This window comes from Streptomyces gossypii, assembly GCF_025165795.1.
Classification (GTDB): domain Bacteria; phylum Actinomycetota; class Actinomycetes; order Streptomycetales; family Streptomycetaceae; genus Streptomyces; species Streptomyces gossypii.
The window spans coordinates 158,290-174,207 of sequence record NZ_JAJAGO010000012.1; the positions used below are offsets into that span (position 1 = coordinate 158,290).

Annotated in this window: 13 protein-coding genes; 9 read left to right on the plus strand and 4 right to left on the minus strand. The window is 72.6% G+C overall.

Features of this window, described 5'->3' with window-relative positions; genetic code table 11:
• Window positions 1–37: 37 nt before the first annotated feature.
• The gene (locus LHJ74_RS24750) at window positions 38–1,411 is read left to right on the plus strand and encodes an alpha/beta hydrolase family protein (protein WP_260220417.1); all 1,374 of its coding nucleotides are present in this window, start codon (window positions 38–40) and stop codon (window positions 1,409–1,411) included.
• Here the strand turns inward: LHJ74_RS24750 and LHJ74_RS24755 are convergent.
• A complete protein-coding gene (locus LHJ74_RS24755; RefSeq protein ID WP_260220418.1) occupies window positions 1,404–4,358 on the minus strand; it encodes a helix-turn-helix transcriptional regulator in 2,955 nt (984 codons plus the stop codon). The two genes, LHJ74_RS24750 and LHJ74_RS24755, sit on opposite strands and share 8 nt — an antisense overlap.
• A gap of 69 nt (window positions 4,359–4,427) precedes the next feature.
• Here LHJ74_RS24755 and LHJ74_RS24760 point away from each other — a divergent pair, with 69 nt between their 5' ends.
• Both LHJ74_RS24760 and LHJ74_RS24765 read left to right on the plus strand, forming a co-directional pair.
• Window positions 4,428–5,330 carry an MBL fold metallo-hydrolase gene (locus LHJ74_RS24760; RefSeq protein WP_260220419.1) on the plus strand — a complete coding sequence of 301 codons (903 nt, stop codon included), beginning with the start codon at window positions 4,428–4,430 and terminating at the stop codon, window positions 5,328–5,330.
• A gap of 45 nt (window positions 5,331–5,375) precedes the next feature.
• On the plus strand, window positions 5,376–6,947 hold the full coding sequence (locus LHJ74_RS24765) for a carboxylesterase/lipase family protein (RefSeq protein WP_260220420.1): 1,572 nt from the start codon (window positions 5,376–5,378) through the stop codon (window positions 6,945–6,947).
• Between the two features lie 15 nt (window positions 6,948–6,962).
• Here the strand turns inward: LHJ74_RS24765 and LHJ74_RS24770 are convergent, their stop codons facing one another.
• Window positions 6,963–8,222 (minus strand): MFS transporter, encoded by a 1,260-nt coding sequence (locus LHJ74_RS24770; RefSeq protein ID WP_260220421.1) that lies wholly within the window; start codon window positions 8,220–8,222, stop codon window positions 6,963–6,965.
• Window positions 8,223–8,337: 115 nt separating this feature from the next.
• Here LHJ74_RS24770 and LHJ74_RS24775 point away from each other — a divergent pair, with 115 nt between their 5' ends.
• From LHJ74_RS24775 to LHJ74_RS24785, 3 genes are all read left to right on the plus strand, one after another.
• Window positions 8,338–8,877: a TetR/AcrR family transcriptional regulator gene (locus LHJ74_RS24775; protein WP_260220422.1), complete on the plus strand. Its 540-nt coding sequence runs from the start codon at window positions 8,338–8,340 to the stop codon at window positions 8,875–8,877.
• 101 nt (window positions 8,878–8,978) lie between these two features.
• A complete protein-coding gene (locus LHJ74_RS24780) occupies window positions 8,979–9,848 on the plus strand; it encodes a YwqG family protein (RefSeq protein ID WP_260220423.1) in 870 nt (289 codons plus the stop codon).
• 158 nt (window positions 9,849–10,006) lie between these two features.
• Window positions 10,007–10,801 carry a GNAT family N-acetyltransferase gene (locus LHJ74_RS24785; RefSeq protein WP_260220425.1) on the plus strand — a complete coding sequence of 265 codons (795 nt, stop codon included), beginning with the start codon at window positions 10,007–10,009 and terminating at the stop codon, window positions 10,799–10,801.
• A 28-nt stretch (window positions 10,802–10,829) separates the two neighbouring features.
• Here the strand turns inward: LHJ74_RS24785 and LHJ74_RS24790 are convergent, their stop codons facing one another.
• Together LHJ74_RS24790 and LHJ74_RS24795 are read right to left on the minus strand one after the other, a co-directional pair.
• Window positions 10,830–11,468 carry an NAD(P)-dependent oxidoreductase gene (locus tag LHJ74_RS24790; RefSeq protein WP_260220427.1) on the minus strand — a complete coding sequence of 213 codons (639 nt, stop codon included), beginning with the start codon at window positions 11,466–11,468 and terminating at the stop codon, window positions 10,830–10,832.
• Window positions 11,469–11,504: 36 nt separating this feature from the next.
• Entirely contained in the window at window positions 11,505–12,461 is a 957-nt protein-coding gene (locus LHJ74_RS24795; protein ID WP_260220428.1) for an EamA family transporter, read from the minus strand.
• 251 nt (window positions 12,462–12,712) lie between these two features.
• On the opposite strand from LHJ74_RS24795, the gene LHJ74_RS24800 reads away from it, so the two are divergent.
• The 3 genes from LHJ74_RS24800 to LHJ74_RS24810 all read left to right on the plus strand — a co-directional run bounded on the left by LHJ74_RS24800 (window position 12,713) and on the right by LHJ74_RS24810 (window position 15,797).
• The gene (locus LHJ74_RS24800) at window positions 12,713–13,210 is read left to right on the plus strand and encodes a MarR family winged helix-turn-helix transcriptional regulator (RefSeq protein ID WP_260220429.1); all 498 of its coding nucleotides are present in this window, start codon (window positions 12,713–12,715) and stop codon (window positions 13,208–13,210) included.
• A gap of 283 nt (window positions 13,211–13,493) precedes the next feature.
• On the plus strand, window positions 13,494–13,952 hold the full coding sequence (locus LHJ74_RS24805; protein WP_260220430.1) for a carboxymuconolactone decarboxylase family protein: 459 nt from the start codon (window positions 13,494–13,496) through the stop codon (window positions 13,950–13,952).
• A gap of 258 nt (window positions 13,953–14,210) precedes the next feature.
• On the plus strand, window positions 14,211–15,797 hold the full coding sequence (locus tag LHJ74_RS24810) for an amidase (protein WP_260220431.1): 1,587 nt from the start codon (window positions 14,211–14,213) through the stop codon (window positions 15,795–15,797).
• The last annotated feature ends 121 nt before the right edge of the window (window positions 15,798–15,918 follow it).

Below are 15,918 nucleotides of genomic sequence, written 5' to 3' on the forward strand. Positions count from 1 at the left end.
GTGCGGAACGCCACATGGCTGCCGCAGAGTTCACCGCATGCGAGCAGACAGGCGTTCCCCACACCTCAGGACGACCCGGCGCGCTGTCGTCGGCGCACTCGTCGCCGGCGGATTCACCGCCGCCGTCCCCACCGCCGCCCCGGCCTTCGGCCTGTCGGGCAGCCAACGAAGAGGCACCGGGAGCCGTGACGGCGGCCACCCCCGGCCCGTACAGCTCACGCTCCCCCGGCCGGCCGGCCCGTACGCCGTGGGCACCGTCGAACTGCACCTCGTCGACGAACGGCGAGCCGACCCCTGGGACGCGACGCGGCGACGGGAACTGATGGTCAGCGTCTGGTACGCCGCCGACGGCACCCATGCCGCAGACGCCGGCAGCACCGGGCCCGGGTGGCGACCGCGGGCGCCGTACATGCGGCCCGGGGCGGCCGAGCTCTTCGGGCAGGGCGCCGCCGAGGTGCTCGGCCTGCCACCGGGCACGATCGACTGGGCCGGTGCCCGCACCCACGCGCGGACCGGGGCCCACGTGTCGCGGCGCGCGGGCCGCACCCCGGTGGTGTTGTTCAGCCCGGGTATGTACAACGCGCGCACCCTGGGCACCTCGATGGCCGGACAGCTCGCGTCCGAGGGCTACGCGGTCGTCACCATCGACCACCCGGGGGAGGCTCCGGTGGAGTTCGCCGACGGCCGGGTCGTGGGCCCCTCCCCCGAACTCCAGCAGATGACGGACCAGTCGGCGCGATGGCAGCGCGCGCTCGACATCCGGGCGGCCGACATCCGCTTCGTGCTGGACCAGTTGCGGCTGCTGACCGACGGCGGCAACCCGGACGCCGGGCGCCGCAGGCTGCCACGCGGGCTGGCCGGGGCGCTGGACCTGCGGAAGGTCGGCATCTACGGGCACTCCATGGGCGGCGCGGCAGCGGCGATGGCGATGCACCAGGACCGCCGGATCGGCGCCGGTGTCTTTCTCGACTCGCCGATGGGGCTGCACTGGACCGATCCGGACGAGCTGCTGCCGGTCGCCAAGGCAGGGCTGGACCGTCCGTTCCTGCTGATGGGCGCGAAGCTCTTCCACGAGGACGGTTCCGTGGAGCCGCACACGCACCGTACGTCCGCCTCCTTGCAATCCCTCTGGGAGCATTCGCCGGGCTGGAAGCGCGATCTGTCCTTCTGGCCGGCGGCCGCGCACAACTCGTTCACCGACTACCAGTGGCTGGTGCCGCAGCTCGACCAAGCGTTCACACTGCCGGAGGGGCTGCGCGCGGGCATGATCGGCACCGTCGATCCGCGACGCTCCATGGCCGCCCAGCGGGTGTATCTCACGGCTTTCCTGGACAGCACGCTGCGCGGTCTGCCCCGCCCCGTGCTGGACGGGCCCTCGCCCCAGCACCCGGATGTCCGTTTCATCAGCTGAGGCTGTGCAGGCTGTGCAGATCTCGCAGTTGGGAGCGGGCGGTGACGCCCAGCTTGGGGAAGCTGCGGTACAGATGGGAGCTGACCGTGCGCGGGGAGAGGAACAGCTTCGCCGCGATCTCCCGGTTCGTCAGCCCTCCGGCCGCGAGCCGGACGATCTCCTGCTGCTGCGGGGTGAGGTCGGCCAGCGCGTGCGGCGGCGCGTCCTCGGCGGCGGTCGCGCTGACGCCGGAGGCCCGCAACTCGGCCTGTGTCCGCGTGACCCACGGGTGTGCGCCGAGTCGGCGGAAGGTCTCCAGCGCTTCGGTGAGCAGGGGCCTCGCTTCGGCGATACGGCGCCTGCGGCGCAGCCAGGCGGCGTAGTCCAGCAGCGTCTGGGCGCGTTCGAAGGGACGGTGGGCCGAAGTGGCGCGGCCGGAGCCGTCGGAGCCGTCGTCGTCGGTGGCGAGCGCGGCGCGGAAGTGCGGTTCGGCGGCGTCCTCGGTGGCGGCCAGCAGGGCGCGGGCCCGGTGCAGCAGCGCCGCCAGGCGGGGTGAAGGGCTGTGGGAGAGGCCGCCCTCGGCCGCCGCGCAGTGCGCGGCCACCCGCTCCACGAGTGCGGCGGCCTCCTCGGTGCGCCCGCTGCGGGCGGCCGACGCCGCCAAGTCCGCGACCGCCGGGCTGGAGGCGTGGTAGTGCACGGGGTCGCCACTCTGGGTGAAGACCCGCCTGAAGTGTTCGTACGCCGTCGCGTGGTCGCCCTCCGCCAACGCCGCCGTGCCCAGCACCCGGCGGGCGTAGACGGCGATCGAACGGCTCTCCAGCGGGTCGACCAGCGTCAGCGCCTCGGCGGCGCGGGCGCGGGCGCCCGAGGTGTCGCCGGTCAGTGCCAGCAGGGTGGCCTCGACAACGAACGCGCAGGCGGAGGCGTGGTCCAGGCCGGTAGCGGTGGCCGTTTCGATGATGTCGGAGCAGACCAGGCGGGCCTGCGCCCAGCGGCCCCGTTCCAGATAGGCCCAGCCTGCGGCGCCGCCGAGCCCGGCGGGCAGGGCGCCGCTGGTCTCCCGCTGGCCGAGCGCCTCGTCGAACGCGTGGACGGCCAAGGCGGTTTCGTCCAGCAGCCATGCGGTGATGGCGAGGGTCAGCAGTCGGGCGGGACGGTCGGCCGCGTCGGCGATCAGCCGGGGTAGTGCGGTCACCAGTCCAGGGCGGCTGGCGTACGGGTCCGTCACTGCCCGCACCCAGGTGAGCGTGCCAGCGGTGTCGGTGTCGCTGCCGGTGTGCGGGGCGGCGTTGAGGGGGTCGCGGGAACCGTCGGGGGAAGAGCTGAAACGGGCCGCCATCCGCCGGATCTCGGTGCGCTGGGAGGCGTCCCCGGTGTAGAAGGCGACAACGGCGGCGGCAGCGAGGGCCTCCAGGGCGAGCGCGGGGGCGGGGGCGGGGACGGAAGGGGCCCCCGCCGCCGTACGTGCCGTGCCCGCCAGCAGGGCGAACGCGGCCGAGTGCTGAGAGCTGAACACCATCAGCTGACCGACCCGCAGCTCAACGGAAGCGTGCAGCGCGGGGTCGTCGGACAGCTGTGTCGCCCCTTCGGCCAGTTCCCGTACCCATCCGAGCTGGCCGGTGAGGACAGCCGTCTCGGCCGCCTCGGCGAGCAGGCGGGCACGGCGGGGCGCGTCGGGGGCCAGCTGGGCGGCGCGTTCCAGCGCGGCGGCAGCGGCGGCGTGCCCGCCCCGGCGCAGCGCACGACTCGCGGTGCGTTCCAGCGCGGCCGAGGCGGCGGCGTCGGGCGGCAGTGCGGCGGCGGCCAGGTGCCAGGCCCGCCGGTCCTCCTCCGCCTGCGGGTCCGCTGCGAGGGCGCGGTGGGCCTCACGGCGCGCGTCGGGCGGTGCGGCGTGGTAGACGGCGGAGCGGACCAGCGGATGCCGGAAGCGGACGCGGCCGCCCGTCGCCCGCACCAGTCCGGCCTCCTCGGCCGGCGTCCATGCCCCGTCGTGGGGTGCCGGCGGGGCAGCGAGGGGGGTCGTCGGCGGGGCCGTGCCCTCCACCGAGTCCGCCGCCGCCAGGGAAAGCAGCGCGTGCCGGGTCTCCTCGGGCAACTCCTCCAAGCGGTCCACATACAGCCGTTCGATCCGGCCGGTCAGTGGCAGCGGCCCGACCACCGGGCCGTACGGCTCAGGGGTGCGGGCGAGTTCGAGCAGGGCGAGCGGATTTCCTCCGGCCTGGCTGAGGACGCGCATCCGTCGGCGCCCGGACGGGGGCTGGGGCAGCTGGTCGAGCAGCCGGTGGGACGCCGCGCCGTCCAGTGGCCCCAGGGCGAGCAACGGGAGGTCGCGGTCGAAGCCGGGCAGCAGCTCGCCGCTGCGCACTCCGGCCAGCAGCACGACGGGCTCGCCGTGCAGCCGCCGGGCGGCGAAGGAGAGCGCGTCCAGCGACGCCCGGTCGATCCACTGGGCGTCGTCGACGACCACCAGCAGCGGTGTCCGTTCCGCCAGCCCGGACAGCAGGGTCAGCACCGCGAGCCCCAGCAGCATCGGGTCGGGCGGTGCCGCCGCCTCCCGGAGGCCGAAGGCCATGTCCAAGGCGGCACGCTGCCGCTCCGGCAGCGACCGCTCCGCCCCGCCCGGTGCTGGGCCCAGCACCGGTCCCGGCACCGGCCCCGGTCCGAGCACCGGGCGCAGCAGTTGGTGCAGCGCGGCGAAGGGGAGCCGCGCCTCGGATTCGCTGCCCACCGCACGCAGCACCTGGCAGTGGTGCGCCTCCGCCCGGCGTACGACGGCCGCCAGCAGGGCGGTCTTGCCCGCACCCGGGTCGCCACTGAGGACCAGGCCAGGGGCGTGCGCCGGGACGTGCGCTGGGACGTGCGCCGGGGCGTGCCCGGCCGTCCGTACGGAGTCCAGCAGCCGGAACAGCCGTGCGGTCTCCGCCTCGCGGCCGATGAGCACGGGGGGTGCGTCAAGTGCAGTCATGTGTCCGATACCCCCCTCGCCACGCCCGCCGGAGACTTCTCGTACCAGTCAACCACCAGGGGATACAGCATGGATGAGATCACGCTCGGCGAGGTCACCGTCACCCGCGTCGAGGAGTATTTCGGGCCCGTCGGAATGACGCCCGACACCTTCTTTCCGGAGGCCCCGAAGGACGTCTGGGAATCCGGGCGCTCCTGGCTGGTGCCGGATTTCCTGGACGCCGCGACGAACGTCTGCGTCTCGGCGATCCAGACCTGGCTGCTGCGCAGCGAGGGCCGGAACATTCTCATCGACACGGGCGTGGGCAACCACAAGGAGCGGCCGTACGCACCGGTCTGGGGCCATCTGGAGACGGACTTCCTGGGCAATCTCGCCCGTGCCGGAGTCCGCCCCGAGGACGTGGACGTGGTGGTGAACACCCATCTGCACGTCGACCACGTCGGCTGGAACACCTACCTCGACGGACGGGAGTGGGTGCCGACCTTCCCCAACGCCACCTATCTCGTGCCCAGGGCCGACTTCGACTTCTGGAACCCGGCGAACGGACACCAGCCCCGGCTCGGCAGGGGCAACCAGAACGTCTTCGAGGACAGCGTCGCCCCCGTCCACGAGGCGGGGCGCACCCTGCTGTGGGAGGGCAGCCACCGGATCGACGGCAACCTCCGGCTGGACGCCGCTCCGGGGCACACGCCCGGCTCGTCCGTGATCACCCTCGGCTCCGGGACCGACCGGGCGGTGTTCGTCGGCGATCTGCTGCACAGCCCGGTGCAGATCATGGAACCGGACGCCAACAGCTGCTTCTGCGAGGACCCGGAGGGCGCCCGCACCACCCGCCACCGGATTCTGGGCTGGGCGGCAGACCACGGAGCGCTGGTCTTCCCCGCGCATCTGGGCGGTCACGGCGCGGCGGAAGTACGGCGTGAGGGCGGGAAGTTCGCGATCGAGGAATGGGCGCCCTTCGCCAAGCTCTGACGCCCGGCTTCACCACCGCACACTTCTTGAGAGAGGCAGCACGACATGAGCAGCACGCACCACAACCGGCCCGGCGCCGGCCCCGTGGTCACGACCGCGCAGGGTGCCGTACGCGGGCGGCACGAGGAGGGCATCGCCGTCTTCCGCGACATCCCCTACGCCGCGCCCCCGACCGGCGCGGCCCGCTTCGCCCGCCCGCTTCCGCACGCGCCGTGGGACGGCGTACGGGACGCCACCGCCCCCGGACCGACCGCGCCGCAGCCCCGCCGGGACGCGTTCGGCAAGCTGGACATGTCCCCGTACTTCGGGCCGGGCTGGGTCCCCGGGGACGACTACCTCACCGTCAACGTGTGGACGCCCAGCGGCCGGGACGGCAGCGCGGGCGCGAGCCTGCCGGTGCTGGTCTTCGTGCACGGCGGCGGCTTCGTCGCCGGGTCCACCCGCGCGCCGGTCGCCGACGGCGCCGCGTTCGCCCGTGACGGCGTCGTCCTGGTGACGCTCAACTACCGGCTCGGCATACCGGGATTCCTCCAGTTGCCCGACGCGCCGGACAACCGCGGGGTGCTCGATGTGCTCGCCGCGCTGCGCTGGGTACGCGAGAACATCGCGGGCTTCGGCGGCGATCCCGGGAGGGTCACGCTCTTCGGCCAGTCCGCCGGAGCCACCGTCGTCGGAGCCGTGCTGGCCTCCGAGGACGGCACCGGTCCGGAGGGCCTGCCGCTGCGGCGCGCGATCATGCAGAGCGGCAGCGGGCTGGGCGCCTTCACCCCCGAGCAGGCCGCCCGGGTCACCCGCGCGGCCGCCGACGCGCTGGGCGTCGAACCGCGTGCGGACGCGTTCGCCCAGCTCCCCGATGCCCGGTTCGTCGAGATCATGCCTCAACTGGCGGGTATGGAGCTGGGAACCGGGAGCGACACCGACCCGCTGCTCGGGCTCAGCCCGTTCAGTGTCGTACTGGACCGGCAGCCCGCCGAGTCCATCGCCGCCGGCCGGGCCGCCGGGGTGGACCTGCTGATCGGCACCAACACCGAGGAGGGCAACCTCTATCTGGCGCCGCAGGGCGATCTGTCCTCCTCGACGGCGGCCGACGTGCAGGCCATCGCGGCCCGTGCGCACCGCGACCCCGCCGGCCTCGTCGATGCCTACCGCACCCAGCGGCCCCGGGCGTCACACGGGGAGCTGCGCTCCGCGATCCTGGGCGACGCCCTGTTCGGCGCGGGCAGCAGGCGGCTGGCCGAGGCGCACGCCGCCCATCCCGGATCCACCACCCATGTCTTCGAGTTCGCCTGGCGCTCGCAGGCGCTGAGTGACGGAACGGCGGGCGGCGGCACGGCGGACACGCCCGGCGGTGAGCTGGGCGCGGCTCACGGCATGGAGCTGCCGTTCGTCTTCGACCGCGCCGCACTCCCCGCCCTGCACGGCCCCCACGCCCTGCTCGGCCCGGAGGCACCGCCGGCGGACCTGGCCGCGCGGATGCACGCGGCCTGGGTCGCCTTCGCGGCCACCGGCGAACCAGGCTGGGAACCGTACGGCACCACGCGCCGCGTCATGCGCATCGACGGGGCCTGGACCCTGACCGAGGACCCGCACGGCCCCGTACGCCGCGCCTGGTACTGACCCCGGCGGCTCAGCTCACCGAGGCCCTGTCCGGGTGAGCCGGTGCGCCAGTTCGGACAGCAGCAGCGCGACCGCCGCGAGTCCGGCCGCGAAGTAGGGAAGGGCGTGCGCTCCGGCCCAGCCGATCCCCGCCGCGCCGAGCACGCCGGACAGTGCGATCGCCAGATAGAGGATCGCGGCGTTCAGGGACACCAGCACCGGCGCGGCGGCCGGATCGAGCGTGATGAGGCGATGCTGCTGGGGCGTCGTGAGGGCGAACGCGGCGGCTCCGTAGAGGACGATGACCGCGACACCGGCCGTGAAGCCGCCGATCAGCGTCGGCATCACCAGCAGGCAGCCGATCAGCCAGACCAGCGCGCCGCCCACCACCCGGCGGCCGCCGATCCGGTCGGCGATCGCCCCGGCGCCCATGTTGCCGAGAGTGCCGACGACGCCCAGGGTGAACAGCAGGGCCGCGAGTCTGCCCGCGCTGCCGCCGGTGGCGGGCTCGAAGACGACCGCCATGTAGGTGTACGGGATGTAGACCGCGGTGAATCCGGCGAGCGTCGCGCCGAGGAGGGCCAGCACCCTCGGCTCGCGCAGCGGACGCAGCCGCTGCCGCAGCCCGGCCGGCGCCGCGGCGGGGACGCGTGCGGGGACCAGGGTGCGTACGCCCAGCAGCCCCAGTACGGCGAGCGCCGCGACGAACCACATGGTGGCCCGCCAGCCCAGCGCGCCGCCGATGACGGTGCCGATAGGCGCACCCAGCGCGGTGGCGGCCGTGAACCCGGTGGTCACGGCGGCGATCGCGCGGCCCTGCCGCTCCTTTGGTACGAGCGCCGCGGCGGTGACGGCGGCCGTCGGTACGAAGAGACCGGCGCCCGCCGCCGCGACCACCTGCGCTCCCAGTACCCACCCGAATCCGGGGGCAAGGGCGGTGGCGATGTTGCCCAGCAGACAGACGGCGAGGGCGCTCAGCAGTACGGCGCGGCGCGACCGCGCCGCCAGGACCGTGGACAGGACCGGGGCCAGGACGGCACAGGTGAGCGCGAAGACGGTCACCACCTGGCCGGCGGCGGCGACCGGCACGTCCAGGCCGTCGCTGATTTCGGGGAGTACGCCCGCGAGGACGAACTCGTCGGTGCCGACGGCGAAGGTGGCGAAGCCCAGCACCGGCACTGCCCATCGGGCCCGGCTGGGGTCCGGGGCTGCGCGGTCCGGGGCGGGGGCCGCCGGGTCCGGGGCGGGGGCCGTGTCGGCGGGCAGGCCGGGTCTGCTCCGGGCTTCGGCGTCCATGCGGGTGCCTCACAGATCGTGGCTCAGGGGGAGTCAATTCGGCACTGATCGGTACCGTCCGGCGAGACGGTACCGACTGTTTCCGTTTGCCGTCAATGTCGGCTACCGTGGGCGCATGCCGACCCACGCCCGCGAGCGCCTCCTGGAGACGGCGAAGGAGCTGTTCTTCGCCGAGGGGATCCGCGCGGTCGGCGTGGAGGCCCTGCTGTCCTCCTCCGGCGTGGGCCGCGCCTCCTTCTACCGGCACTTCGACAGCAAGGACGAGCTGGTCGGCGAGGTGCTCAAGGAGCGCGACCGCAGCTGGCGCGACTGGCTGGCGGGCGCGGTCGCCGACCGTGGCGGCACTCCGCTGGACGTCTTCGACGCACTGGCGGAGGACGGCACCCGGGGCGGCTTCCGGGGCTGCGCCTTCATCAACGCCGGCGCCGAGTTCGCCGACGCCGGCAGCCCTGTGCACGCTCTCGCCCTCGCGCACAAGCGGGCGGTCACGGAGTTCGTCGCCGTCCTGCTGCGCGACGCGGGATACCGCGAATGCGACGCGCTGGCCGAGCAGTTCATGCTCCTCATGGACGGGGCCACGGTCACAGCGGCGCGTGAGCGGAGCGCCGAGCCCATGCGCCGGGCCAGGGCGATCGCGGCGAAACTCCTCGCCTGACCCGGCCGCAGCCAAGGGCGGTTCGGAGTCAGGAATGGGGGCCCGGCGCGAACACCGGGGCGGGCGCCGGGATGTCAGTGGGGCCGTGCATCATCAGGGGCATGGACAAGACGGCGGAAGCCCTGCACGCACTCGCCCGCGCACACCTGCCCGCCGACGTCGCCGAGCGGTGGACCGGTCTGCTGCGGCCGGGCATACGGCTCACCGCCGCGGCTGGTTCCGACCCGGTGGCCGCCCGGCTCGGCGGGTCCCCGGAGCTGCCCGAGACCATGGAATGGCCGGTGTGGGAGGGGCACGGGCCGCTGTCCTTCGTCGGCTCCATCGACTGCGCCGAGCTGCCCTCCGGCGCCCTGGATCCGGCGATGCCGAGCCGGGGCACCCTGGAGTTCTTCTACTTCGACGGCCAGCTGGACGGCGGCGAGGCCCTCGTCCTGGCCATGGAACCAGGGACCAGCGAGGGCGCACAGGTGCTGTATGTCCCGGCGGGCACCGCCGTATCCGCGCGCAAGACCCCCGCCGACCTGGATCCCTACCCCGAGGTCCAGCTGACCGCCCAGGTGGAGATGACGGCGCCCGATCCGTACCACCCCCTCGTCGAGCAGGAGTTCGCCCTTCAAGGTCGCCCCTCGTCCGAGGTGCACGACCACCCGGTCCATGGGGACGACTTCCTCGAAGCCCTGTGGGATCTCGCCGGAGACGAGCCGGAGCACCGCGTAGGCGGCCATGCCGACCCGGTGCAGCAGCCGGTGGAGTTCGAGGTCGCGCACCCCGCGCTGGGCGGGCGGCTCTCCTGGGAGGATCCGGCGCTCGCCGCGGAGGCACTCGGCTGGACGCTCCTCGCCCAGTTCGACACGGACGGCGCCGCCGACATGATGTGGGGCGACTGCGGGGTCCTCTACTGGCTGATACGCCCGGCCGATCTGGCCGCGCTGCGCTTCGACCGGGCCATGTTCACCTGGCAGTGCGGTTGAGGAGCTGCTGAGGGGCCGCGACTCGGGCATGACAGCCACACGGCAGAGGCATGGCAGAGACATGGCAGAGATGCGGACAGGGTGTGGCTGGATTTCCACCGTCCGACATCGGCGGAAATCCCATTGCCGCGCCCGCCGCGCAGTGTTGCACTGACGGGATGGACAACGATGCGGTTCTGGCCGCCTTCGACCGGCAGATGCGACGGGACGCACCGTCCTTCGGTGCTGCGGGGCAGGTCGAGCGGGGAGCCGATGTCGTGCGCCAGATCGGCGGCGGCAGCGGAGGCGCGTGCGGGGGTGGATGGTGCGGCGTCATCTGGTCCGATCTGCGGGAGGAGACCGCGGACGCCGCGATCGCGGCCCAGATCACACACTTCAAGGCGCTCGACCGGGAGTTCGAGTGGAAGCTGTACGCCCACGACCGCCCCGGCGACCTCGCCGACCGGCTGCGGGCGGCCGGTTTCACACCGGAGCCGGACGAGACGCTCATGGTCGCCCGGGTCGAGGATCTCCCCACCGCCGTCGAGCTGCCCGAGGGCATCCGCCTGCACCATGTGACCGACCCGGCCGACATCGACCTCCTGGTGACGGTCCACGATCAGGCGTTCGACGAGAACCGCACCCCGCTCAAGGAGCAGCTCCTCACCCAGCTCACCGAGGCACCGGACACGCTCACCGCCGTCGTCGCCCTGGCCGGTGAAGTCCCGGTGTGCGCGGCACGGATGGAGATGTTCCCCGGCACCGACTTCGCCGGCCTCTGGGGCGGCGGCACGGTGGCCGAGTGGCGCGGGCTGGGCATCTACCGTGCCCTGGTCGCCGTACGTGCGCGCGTCGCCGCGGGGCGCGGCTTCCGCTACCTCCAGGTCGACGCGTCCGACCAGAGCCGCCCGATCCTGCAGCGTCTCGGTTTCACCCCGCTGACCACGACCACGCCCTGGGTCTACGCGCTCTGACATCTCCGGCTCCGCCGGGGCCCGGCCTTCAGTAGCCGACGGTGAACCTGGCGCGGTGGTGCTGGGGCTGCTCGGCCTCGTCCACCAGCGCCACGGCCAGGTCCTCCATGGAGATCGACGAGTTGCCGTCGGCATCGACCAGCAGTTCGTCGCTGCCGACGCGGTAACCGCCGGTGCGTACACCCGGCTCCAGCATCGCGGACGGGCTCAGATAGACCCAGTCCACCCGGGTCTCGGCCTTGCATACCGCGAGCTGGTCGTTGCAGGCCAGCGCGATGGGCAGCCAGGAGGGGGGAAAGTCCGGGCCCTCGGCGACGGTGGTGCCGCCGGTGCCGGGCAGCGTGAGGCTGCCCGCGCCGCCGACCAGCAGCAGCCGTACGCCGGTCTGGGCGAGGCCGGTAAGCAACGCCTCGGCGATGACGGCGAGTTCCCCCTCGCGGCCGGGTGCCGGGCGGGTCGCGCTGATGACGACGTCCTGGCCCTCGCTCAGCTCGGCCACCTCCCCGGCGTCGGCGGCATCGCCCGCACGGGGGCGGGCGGCGGCGGCCAGTTCGGGGAACCGGGCGGAGTCCCGTACGACGGCGGTGACTTCGTGGCCACGGTGCAGTGCCTCCGCCACTACACGGCTTCCTACGTTTCCGGCGGCTCCGAACACGGTGATGCGCATGATTTCGACTCCTTTCGCATACGGCTCGGTGCGGGGTCAGCTGACTGTCGTGTCCTGCCGGACAGCGGGCCGTGACAGCGTGCGTACGGGGTGACGGTCGGGCGCGGACTCGGGCTGAGAGTCGGGCTGGGGCTGGGGAACGGCCCGCCGCGTCTGCGCCACGATCAGCGCCGCGAGCACCAGGAGCCCGCCCAGCGCCTGCGTGGCGGTGAGCTGCTGGCCGAGCACGAGCCAGCCGAGCGTGGTCGCGACCACCGGGCTGAGCAGGCCGAGGAAGGTCACGCTGGTCGACGGGAGTGCGCGGATCCCCCGGAACCACAGGGCGTACGCGAGGGCGGCGCCGACCAGGGTGAGGTAGCCGTATCCCGCCAGGTTCCCGCCGGTCAGCGTGGCGGGCGGCGGGCCCTCGACGAAGAACGCGACCGGGAGCAGCAGCAGGCCGCCTGCGACGAGTTGCCAGCCCGTGGTGGCGAGCAGCGGCGCGGATGAGACCCACCGTTTGCTGAGCACGATGCCGGTGGCCATGACGAGCGCGCTGCCGAGGGCGGCGGCGACTCCGATGCCGTCCAGCGCCGCGTCCGCCCGCAGGACGAGCAGGCTGACGCCCGCCACACCGGCGAGTCCCGCGAGGAGGGTGCACCGGGTCAGGCGCTCGCCGAGCAGCCCGGCGGCCAGACCGGCGACCAGCAGGGGCTGCAGCGCGCCGACGGTGGCGGCGACCCCGCCGGGCAGCCGGTAGGCGGCGACGAACAGCAGGGCGAAGAACGCCCCGATGTTGAGCCCGCCGAGTATGAGTGCGCGCCACCACCAGTTGCCGTGCGGCAGCCGCCGGGTGATCAGGACGAGCAGGATGCCCGCCGGGAGCGCACGCAGCACGGCGGCGAGCAAGGGGCGTCCGGGGGGCAGCAGTTCGGTGGTGACGAGGTAGGTGGATCCCCAGATGGCGGGGGCCAGCGCGGTCAACAGCACATCTCTGACTCGATTGCTTAGCACTAAGCAAAAGTAGCTCATCGCTAAGCTACTTTTCAAGAGATGTACGGCGCCCGGAGACGCACGCAAGGGTGACCAAGAGCCCCTGACAGAATGGGCGGTCGATCAGCTTGCGGCGTCTGGTGCGTGCGCTCGCAAGGCGGAGGATCGTCCTCGTACTGGGCGTACATGGACGACTCCGACAACGCGGCGAGGTGCCGTAGCTGTCGTCGTGCGCCCGCCAGGGATCACGGGACAGCCCTTAGGCTGAGGGTGTGGCAGACCACGTGGATCGCGTACTGGAGCAGTGGGGGGCGCAGCGCCCCGACCTGGACGTATCGTCAATGGCCGTGCTCGGGCGGTTGAAGCGGCTGACGCGGCTCGTCGAGGCCGAGCAGCGCCGCACCTTCGCCTCACACGGACTCGACCCGGCGTCGTTCGACGTACTGGCCACCCTGCGCCGCAACGACCCCCCGCACCGGCTGACCCCGGCCGAGCTGATGCGCTCCTCCATGATCACCTCGGGGGCCGTCACCCAGCGGCTCGACCGCCTGGAGGAGCGCGGCCTGGTGACCCGCACACCCAGCGAGTCCGACGGCCGGGGCGTGTATGTCGGGCTCACGGCCGAAGGGCACGCACTCATCGACGCCGCCCTGCCCGACCATGTCGACACGCAGAACCGCCTGCTCGCCACCCTCAGCAGACCTCAGCGCGACACTCTCTCCGAAACCTTCCGGCAGCTGCTGGAGTCACTGGGCGACGCCACCGACTGAGGCCGGTACAGGACGCGCGTACTGAGCCTGGAGGCGTTGCAGAGCGCGCCGAGCATCCGGCATGCCACCGCGCGCAGCTCGTTCCGCTCCGACTCGAAGCGCTCCAGTAGAAAATCGTCGCGGCCTATCGGTCACATTCCTCCGTCGAATTCCGTCGGTGGTGTGAAGGGCGGAATCCAGGCGGCCAGAGCAACTCCGAGGCTCTGCGTCTGGATTGGTCCACCGCAGCCCGGTAAGACCCGCCAAAACAACCGCACATGAAGGCTACCGAAGGAGACCGATCATGCAGGCACGCATGGGCAATCCCGCCCAGGTCGTACCCGGTGCCATGGACGCCCTGCTCGCGCTGGGGACTTCCACCGAAAATACCGGCGTACCCGCCGTCACACTCTACCTCGCACACCTGCGGACAAGTCAGATCAACAGCTGCAGCGTCTGTGTGCGTGTGCACGCGGCGGAATTGAAGAAGGCGGGCGAGAGCGACGAGCGCATCTTCGCCGTTTCGACCTGGCGGGAACGCCCCTTCTTCAACGACGCCGAACGCGCGGCACTCGCGCTGGCCGAGGCCGTCACCCGGGTAAACGACCGGCCGGACGCGGTGCCTGACGCGACCTGGGACGAGGCGGCACGGCACTACGACGAGATGCAACTGGGCGGCCTGCTCCTTTCGATCGCCACGGTCAACATGTGGAACCGCGTGAATCTCGCCACCCGACAGGTAGCGGATATCGACTGGAAATAGCCCCCGCCGAGACGGTTTCCCGCTCCACCACTGAACACCGGCTCCCACCCGCTCCCGTTCGTTCCCACCCGCAACCGTCATTCCACAGGAGGGAACCGTCCGGAGAATCGCCCGGACAGCCCTTAGATGACCAGGCATCGCCGGTCATCGCAGAAGCAATCCCGCACCAGAACACTGCACGTAGTCACCTGATCACTCTATGCACCCGAGCGGAGGCACCCTTGCGCCCGCGCACCGGCCTATAGTCCGCTGGCCTTCATGAGAATGAGGAGCGCTGCCACGCTGATCGCCGCCCTGGTCGCCGGGTCCCTTTTCACCGGTGCGCCGAGCCCGGGTGCGGAAGCCTCGGAGAGGAGGGCCGACGGCTCTTCGCCACCGACCGGTTCACCTCCGAGGCTGGGAGTCGATCTCGACACCGTGACGATCCCGGAGTTGCAGGCCCGTATGGCAAAGGGTTCGCTGACCTCCTCGGCGCTGACCAGCGCCTACCTCTGGCGGATCAGGACCGTCGACCCCAAGATCAACGCGGTGCTGCGCACCGACCCGACGGCTCTTCGCCAAGCCGCCGCCAGCGACGCCAGGCACCGGCGCGGCACCACCCGAGGTCCGCTCGACGGCATACCCGTCCTGCTCAAGGACAACGTGGACACCCGCGACATGCCGACGACCGCCGGTTCACTGGCGCTGGCCGGGAGCCCGCCCGACGCCGACGCCGCCCTGGTGACCCGGCTACGGGCGTCGGGGGCGGTGATCCTCGGCAAGACCAACCTGTCCGAGTGGGCGAACTTCCGTGCGGCGCAGCCGACGTCCGGGTGGTCGGCGGTGGGCGGGCAGACCAGCAATCCGTACGTACTGGACCGGAACCCGTGCGGGTCGTCGTCCGGTTCGGCCGCCGCACTCGCCGCGTCGCTGTCGCAGGTGGCGATCGGCACCGAGACGGACGGATCCATCGTGTGCCCGGCCGGGATGAACGGGGTGGTCGGCCACAAGCCCAGCCTCGGGCTGGTCAGCCAGTCCGGCGTGGTCCCGATCTCCGCGGAGCAGGACACCGCGGGGCCCATGGCGCGCAACGTGATCGACACCGCGCTCACCCTCTCGGTGCTCGGCGGAGGCGACACCGAGCTCCCCGATGACCTTCGCGCCCCCGGCGGTCTGCGCGGCAAGCGGATCGGCCTCTGGCGGCTGCCCTCGCTCGGGTCGGAGGTTGACGCCGTGATGACCAGCACGGCGAAGAAGCTACGCGAGGCGGGAGCCGAGGTCGTCGAGGTGACTCCCCCGCACCAGAAGCGCCTCGCCGAACTCGAGTTCCCGGCGCTGCTGAGCGAGTTCCACCGGGACATCAACGCCTATCTCGCCACCCGCGACGGCCCGCAGAACCTCGCCGAACTCATCGAGTTCAACCGCACCCACCCGGCGGAGCAGAGCTGCTTCGCCGGTCAGGAGCTGTTCGAGGGGGCCCTCGCCGCACCTCCCACCACCGACCCGGAGTACCGGGCCATGCGTGCCGAGCTGAAGAAGCTCTCCCGGCTGTCCATCGACGAGACCATGGCCACCCACCGGCTGGACGCCATCGCCGCACCGACGAACCCGCCCGCCTGGACGACCGACTGCGCGCGCGGCGATGACGACGTGATCCCGTCCTCCACCCCCGCCGCCGTGTCCGGTTACCCGTCGCTCTCGGTCCCCGCCGGCTCCGTGAACGAACTGCCCGTCGGCCTGCTCCTGATGGCCGGTAACCACCAGGACGTCAAGCTGCTGGCACTGGGCGCCGCGGTGGAGCACCGGCTGGACGCCTGGCGGGCACCGCGCTACCTGCCAACCGTTGGGCCCGACGCCTCCCGCTGAACGGTCCGCCCGGCCGTGGACGGCGTACGCCGCGGGATCTCGTCACATCGGCCGGGGAATCCCGTCACATCCGCCTGAGCTTGTTCGTCAGTGTGCGAGGACGACTACCAGGAGGAGACCG

What these genes read in the sequence shown, in the direction of transcription:
- LHJ74_RS24750 (WP_260220417.1), top strand. Translation starts at nt 38, where the DNA reads ATGCGAGCAGACAGGCGTTCCCCACACCTCAGGACGACCCGGCGCGCT.
- LHJ74_RS24755 (WP_260220418.1), bottom strand. Translation starts at nt 4,358, where the DNA reads ATGACTGCACTTGACGCACCCCCCGTGCTCATCGGCCGCGAGGCGGAG.
- LHJ74_RS24760 (WP_260220419.1), top strand. Translation starts at nt 4,428, where the DNA reads ATGGATGAGATCACGCTCGGCGAGGTCACCGTCACCCGCGTCGAGGAG.
- LHJ74_RS24765 (WP_260220420.1), top strand. Translation starts at nt 5,376, where the DNA reads ATGAGCAGCACGCACCACAACCGGCCCGGCGCCGGCCCCGTGGTCACG.
- LHJ74_RS24770 (WP_260220421.1), bottom strand. Translation starts at nt 8,222, where the DNA reads ATGGACGCCGAAGCCCGGAGCAGACCCGGCCTGCCCGCCGACACGGCC.
- LHJ74_RS24775 (WP_260220422.1), top strand. Translation starts at nt 8,338, where the DNA reads ATGCCGACCCACGCCCGCGAGCGCCTCCTGGAGACGGCGAAGGAGCTG.
- LHJ74_RS24780 (WP_260220423.1), top strand. Translation starts at nt 8,979, where the DNA reads ATGGACAAGACGGCGGAAGCCCTGCACGCACTCGCCCGCGCACACCTG.
- LHJ74_RS24785 (WP_260220425.1), top strand. Translation starts at nt 10,007, where the DNA reads ATGGACAACGATGCGGTTCTGGCCGCCTTCGACCGGCAGATGCGACGG.
- LHJ74_RS24790 (WP_260220427.1), bottom strand. Translation starts at nt 11,468, where the DNA reads ATGCGCATCACCGTGTTCGGAGCCGCCGGAAACGTAGGAAGCCGTGTA.
- LHJ74_RS24805 (WP_260220430.1), top strand. Translation starts at nt 13,494, where the DNA reads ATGCAGGCACGCATGGGCAATCCCGCCCAGGTCGTACCCGGTGCCATG.
- LHJ74_RS24810 (WP_260220431.1), top strand. Translation starts at nt 14,211, where the DNA reads ATGAGAATGAGGAGCGCTGCCACGCTGATCGCCGCCCTGGTCGCCGGG.